Source organism: Nonomuraea sp. NPDC059194 (assembly GCF_042754765.1).
Taxonomy (GTDB): domain Bacteria; phylum Actinomycetota; class Actinomycetes; order Streptosporangiales; family Streptosporangiaceae; genus Nonomuraea.
Genome location: NZ_JBHZBH010000092.1, coordinates 1 through 4747, shown reverse-complemented (window position 1 = coordinate 4747; position 4747 = coordinate 1). Strand labels below are relative to the sequence as shown.

At 68.8% G+C, this 4747-nt stretch carries 4 protein-coding genes; all 4 read right to left on the bottom strand.

Features of this window, described 5'->3' with window-relative positions:
* Positions 1-117 precede the first annotated feature (117 nt).
* Positions 118-2349 (bottom strand): catalase/peroxidase HPI, encoded by a 2232-nt coding sequence (gene katG / locus ACFXJ8_RS43775; protein WP_379651467.1) that lies wholly within the window; start codon positions 2347-2349, stop codon positions 118-120.
* Between the two features lie 14 nt (positions 2350-2363).
* Positions 2364-2816, bottom strand: coding sequence for a Fur family transcriptional regulator (locus ACFXJ8_RS43770; RefSeq protein WP_379651466.1), 453 nt, complete (start codon positions 2814-2816; stop codon positions 2364-2366).
* A gap of 686 nt (positions 2817-3502) precedes the next feature.
* The gene (locus ACFXJ8_RS43765) at positions 3503-3757 is read right to left on the bottom strand and encodes a hypothetical protein (RefSeq protein WP_379651465.1); all 255 of its coding nucleotides are present in this window, start codon (positions 3755-3757) and stop codon (positions 3503-3505) included.
* 82 nt (positions 3758-3839) lie between these two features.
* Positions 3840-4747 (bottom strand): hypothetical protein (locus ACFXJ8_RS43760; RefSeq protein ID WP_379651463.1); only part of this gene is annotated, 908 nt, incomplete at its 5' end.

The following is a 4747-nucleotide window of genomic DNA, read 5'->3' as shown; positions in this document are numbered from 1 at the left end:
CACCATATCGGCGGCAGCGTCATTTGTTTATACGACACACCCGTCCGCCCCTGCCAGAGGTAGCCCCCCCCACAACCGCGCAGGTCGGCCCGGCCGGGCCGACCTGCACGTCATTGATCAGACGAGGTCGAACCGGTCCAGGTTCATGACCTTGGTCCACGCCGCGACGAAGTCGTTCACGAACTTCTCCTTCGCGTCATCGCTCGCGTAGACCTCGGCGACCGCGCGCAGCTCGGAGTTCGAGCCGAAGACGAGGTCGGCGCGGCTGCCGGTCCACTTGACCTCGCCCGTGGCGGAGTCGCGGCCCTCGAACGTGTTCGCGTCCTCGGACGTCGACTTCCACGTCGTGCCCAGGTCGAGCAGGTTGACGAAGAAGTCGTTGGTCAGCGACCCGGGAGTCGTGGTGAAGACGCCGAGCGACGACTGCTGGTGGTTCGCGCCCAGGACGCGCAGGCCACCGACGAGGACCGTCAGCTCGGGGGCGCTCAGGGTCAGCAGGTTCGCCCGGTCGATCAGCAGGTACTCGGCCGGCAGGCGGTTGCCCTTCGCCAGGTAGTTGCGGAAGCCGTCGGCGGTCGGCTCGAGCGCGGCGAACGACTCCACGTCGGTCTGCTCCTGCGACGCGTCCACGCGGCCCGGCGTGAAGGGGACCGCGACGTCGAAGCCGGCGTCCTTGGCAGCCTGCTCGACGGCCGCACCGCCGGCGAGCACGATCACGTCGGCGAGCGAGACCCGCTTGCCGCCGGTCTGGGCGGCGTTGAAGGACTCCTGGATCCCCTCCAGGGCGCGCAGTACGGTCGCCAGCTGGTCGGGGTCGTTGACCTCCCACCCGCTCTGCGGCTCGAGGCGGATGCGCGCGCCGTTGGCGCCGCCGCGCTTGTCGCTGCCGCGGAAGGACGCGGCCGACGCCCACGCGGTGGACACGAGCTGCGACACCGACAGGCCCGAAGCGAGGACCTTGGCCTTGAGGGCGGCGATGTCGCCGGCGTCGATGACCTCGTGCGTCACCGCGGGCAGCGGGTCCTGCCACAGCAGCGTCTCGGACGGGACCTCCGGGCCGAGGTAGCGCGCGACCGGGCCCATGTCACGGTGGGTCAGCTTGAACCACGCGCGGGCGAAGGCGTCCGCGAGCTCGTCGGGGTTCTCGAGCCAGCGCCGCGTGATCTGCTCGTAGATCGGGTCGTAGCGGAGCGAGAGGTCCGTCGTCAGCATCGTCGGGGCGTGGCTCTTCGACGGGTCGTGGGCGTCAGGTACGGTGCCCACGCCCGCGCCGTCCTTCGGCCGCCACTGGTGCGCGCCCGCGGGGCTCTTGAACAGCTCCCACTCGTAGCCGTAGAGGATCTCGAGGAAGCTGTTGTCCCAGGTGATCGGGGTGTTCGTCCAGATGCCCTCGAGACCGCTGGTGATCGTGTCGGCGCCCTTGCCGGTGCCGAAGGTGTTCTTCCAGCCGAGGCCCTGCTCCTCGATCGAGGCGGCCTCGGGGTCGGCGCCGACGTGGTCGGCCGGGCCCGCGCCGTGCGTCTTGCCGAAGGTGTGACCGCCCACGATCAGCGCGGCCGTCTCCTCGTCGTTCATCGCCATCCGGCGGAACGTCTCACGGATGTCGCGGGCCGCGGCGATCGGGTCCGGGTTGCCGTTCGGGCCCTCCGGGTTGACGTAGATGAGGCCCATCTGGACCGCGGCGAGCGGGTTCTCGAGCTCCCGGTCGCCGGTGTAGCGCTCGTCGCCGAGCCAGGTGGACTCGGGACCCCAGTAGACGTCCTCGTCGGCCTCCCAGACGTCCGCACGGCCGCCGGCGAAGCCGAAGGTCTCGAAGCCCATCGACTCCAGGGCGACGTTGCCGGTGAGGATCATGAGGTCGGCCCACGAGAGGCTCTTGCCGTACTTCTTCTTGACCGGCCACAGCAGGCGGCGAGCCTTGTCGAGGTTGCCGTTGTCGGGCCAGCTGTTGAGGGGCGCGAAGCGCTGCTGACCGGCTCCGGCACCGCCGCGGCCGTCGCTGATCCGGTAGGTGCCCGCGCTGTGCCAGGCCATCCGGACCATGAACGGGCCGTAGTGGTCGAAGTCGGCCGGCCACCAGTCCTGCGAGGTCGTCAACACCTCCGCGATGTCGCGCTTCACGGCGGCCAGGTCGAGGCTCTTGAACGCCTCGGCGTAGTCGAACTCCTCGCCGAGGGGGTTGGCCACGGCGGGGTTCTTGGCGAGGATCCTCAGGTTGAGCCGCTCCGGCCACCACCGCTGGTTTCCGCCGCCCTGCGTCGGGTGCGGGGCGCGCCCGTGCGCGACCGGGCAGCCGCCTTCGCCTTCCGTCTTCGCGTCTGTGACGATCGCGTCGTGGTTCTCAGACATGGGATCCTTCCGGATTAGTTGATCACGTGCTCAGGCCCTGCGGCCGTGGAACAGGCGGGGCACAGGCCCCAGTAGATGACCTCGGCCTCGTCGATCGAGAAGCCGTTGTCGTCGGAGGCCGTCAGGCAGGGGGCATGGCCGACCGCGCAGTCGACGTCGGCGACCGCGCCGCACGACCGGCACACGAGGTGGTGGTGGTTGTCCCCGACGCGCCCCTCGAAAAGGGCCGGGCTGCCAGGCGGTTCGATACGGCGTACGAGCCCCGCGGCGGTGAGCGCGTGCAGGGCCTCGTACACGGCTTGGAGAGAGATGTGGCCTACGCGATCGCGCACCCTGGAGGCGATCGCCTCGACACCGAGGTGGTCACCGCCCCGGACGGTCTCGAGCAGCGCGACGCGCGCGGCCGTCACTCGCAGGCCGGCACCGCGCAGCTCGTCGGCGACGGCCGGAGTCCTGGATGCGGTCATGGCGCCAACCTACCGCCACAAACACGAACGATACAAGAGAACGAATTATACAAGTTTAGTGTCGTCCGAATGGTGGGCTCAGGGTCGAGCTGTGCTGGCGGCAGAACCATGAACCCTCTACCTACAAGTCAGCGGCGGAGACGTTGCCTGGGACCACGGGCTCGCAGATGAGGGTGCCGTCCAGCGCCACGAAGGCATGGCCGACCTGCGTGGCGGCGCGTAAGGCCTGGTCCAGGCAGGGCGATGGTCTCCTGCACGGAGCGTCAGGCAGTGGTCGTGCCGACGCCGAACCCGGTGGCGATCTCGACGAAGATCTCGCCCTTGCGAAGGTAAAGCCAGCACGAGCAGGGCCTGCTGGCCTGGGTTGAGGTACCGGGCGGATCTGATCGCGGTGCCGCCGCAGGACTCCGGCCGGGTAGCTCAACGTCTGGGCTGACAATGGCAGCACGGCACGACAGAACGGCACATCGGCCCCTGGTGGTGATAGCCGCCCTTGATCGACAACCGTTCCACGAGGGGGCCTTCCTACTTCCCAATCAAGAACGGTGATCCTCAACAGAGCCCTGAACTGCGGCTTCACGGTGGAACGAGCTCACTGGGGACGGTGCCGAACAGCGTGCTGGGCCACGCATTCCATGTGGAGTCGCCTCGGAGAAGGCGTTCGCGCACCTCACGACTCCGGAGAGCTACTTCGGCCTGTCCCCTCGTGGTCGCCGCAACGATGTGGACCGCTCGGAGCCGGCGTTTATCCGGGATTCGAGGATCTCTTCGGCGGTTTTCGGCTTGGGATCGTCGTTCCACTGGCCCATCCAGGCGCGGATGTCCCTCTCCAGCGCCTGGACGCTCTTGTGGACGCCGCGGCGGATCAGCTGCGCGGTCAGGTAGCCGAACCAGCGCTCGACCTGGTTGATCCAGGAGGAACCTGTCGGGGTGAAGTGCATGTGGAAGCGCGGATGGCGGGCCAGCCACGCCTTGATCGCCGGTGTCTTGTGGGTACCGTAGATTCGCAGATCAGGTGGATGTCTAACTCGGCCGGCACCATCTTGTCGATCGTGAAATCGCCGTGCGCACGAGGTCGGCGAGGATGTCCGGTGGGAGCGCCTCGGCCTGGGTGGTGGTGCCGGAGAAGGAGCGCCGGTCGGTGGCCTTGGGCGGGGCGGTCGGCAGACGGTAGGTCACCACCTGCTCGGCGGTGACGGCGACCCGCTCGAACTCCACCGCGGCGCCAGCAGCCGCCGCGAACGCCACGACATCCTCGGCGAGCGAACTGAACAAATGTTCGCCACTAGGGTCAAGGTCGCCAAGGTGGCGGATGCAGGTTTTCAGAGCGCCTGCCGCCGCTCGCGCGGCCGCGTCGTGCTTGCCGGCCAGGCCCTCGAACCCGCCGCCGGAGAAGCAGGCGATCCCGAACTCCTCGCCGATCCGCGCCAGTTGCGGGACCATGCCGGCGGTCTCGCACCACAGCTCCAGCCGGACGGGCTGGCCCGCCTGCCGATCGACGCGGTAGTCGTCAGCCGTCCGGACCACGGTCGTCCAGAAGTCGGGCGGATCGGCGAAGGACGGCGGGGCCTGCACCGCGATCTGAGTGTCGTCGCGGATCACGTCCCAGGCGATACGGCCGGAACGGCGGGCCATGCCGACGTACTCGCACATCCGCTTGTAGTCACGTTCGGACTTGGTCAGCACCCCATCGCTCAGCAGGACGTAGAACAGCTGCCTCAAGGAGACGGGCAGATGATCGCGATAGCGGTCGAGCACGGCGTCGACCGCTGTCAGAATCCGGAGGGTCTCCCGCTTGGGCCGCCAATGCGGCTGCGGCCCACGGGGACGCTTGTTGGGGTGCCGGGTTGGGTCGGACCGGGGCGCCCTGCCGTGATTGCTCACGATGGGTTTCCCCGGCCCGCCCGCCGCACCCGGCGTGCGCGTCTCCA

Bases quoted from the DNA above. Each gene is read 5' to 3' on its own strand.
- katG (WP_379651467.1), bottom strand. From the start codon at position 2,349: ATGTCTGAGAACCACGACGCGATCGTCACAGACGCGAAGACGGAAGGC.
- ACFXJ8_RS43770 (WP_379651466.1), bottom strand. From the start codon at position 2,816: ATGACCGCATCCAGGACTCCGGCCGTCGCCGACGAGCTGCGCGGTGCC.
- ACFXJ8_RS43765 (WP_379651465.1), bottom strand. From the start codon at position 3,757: ATGCACTTCACCCCGACAGGTTCCTCCTGGATCAACCAGGTCGAGCGC.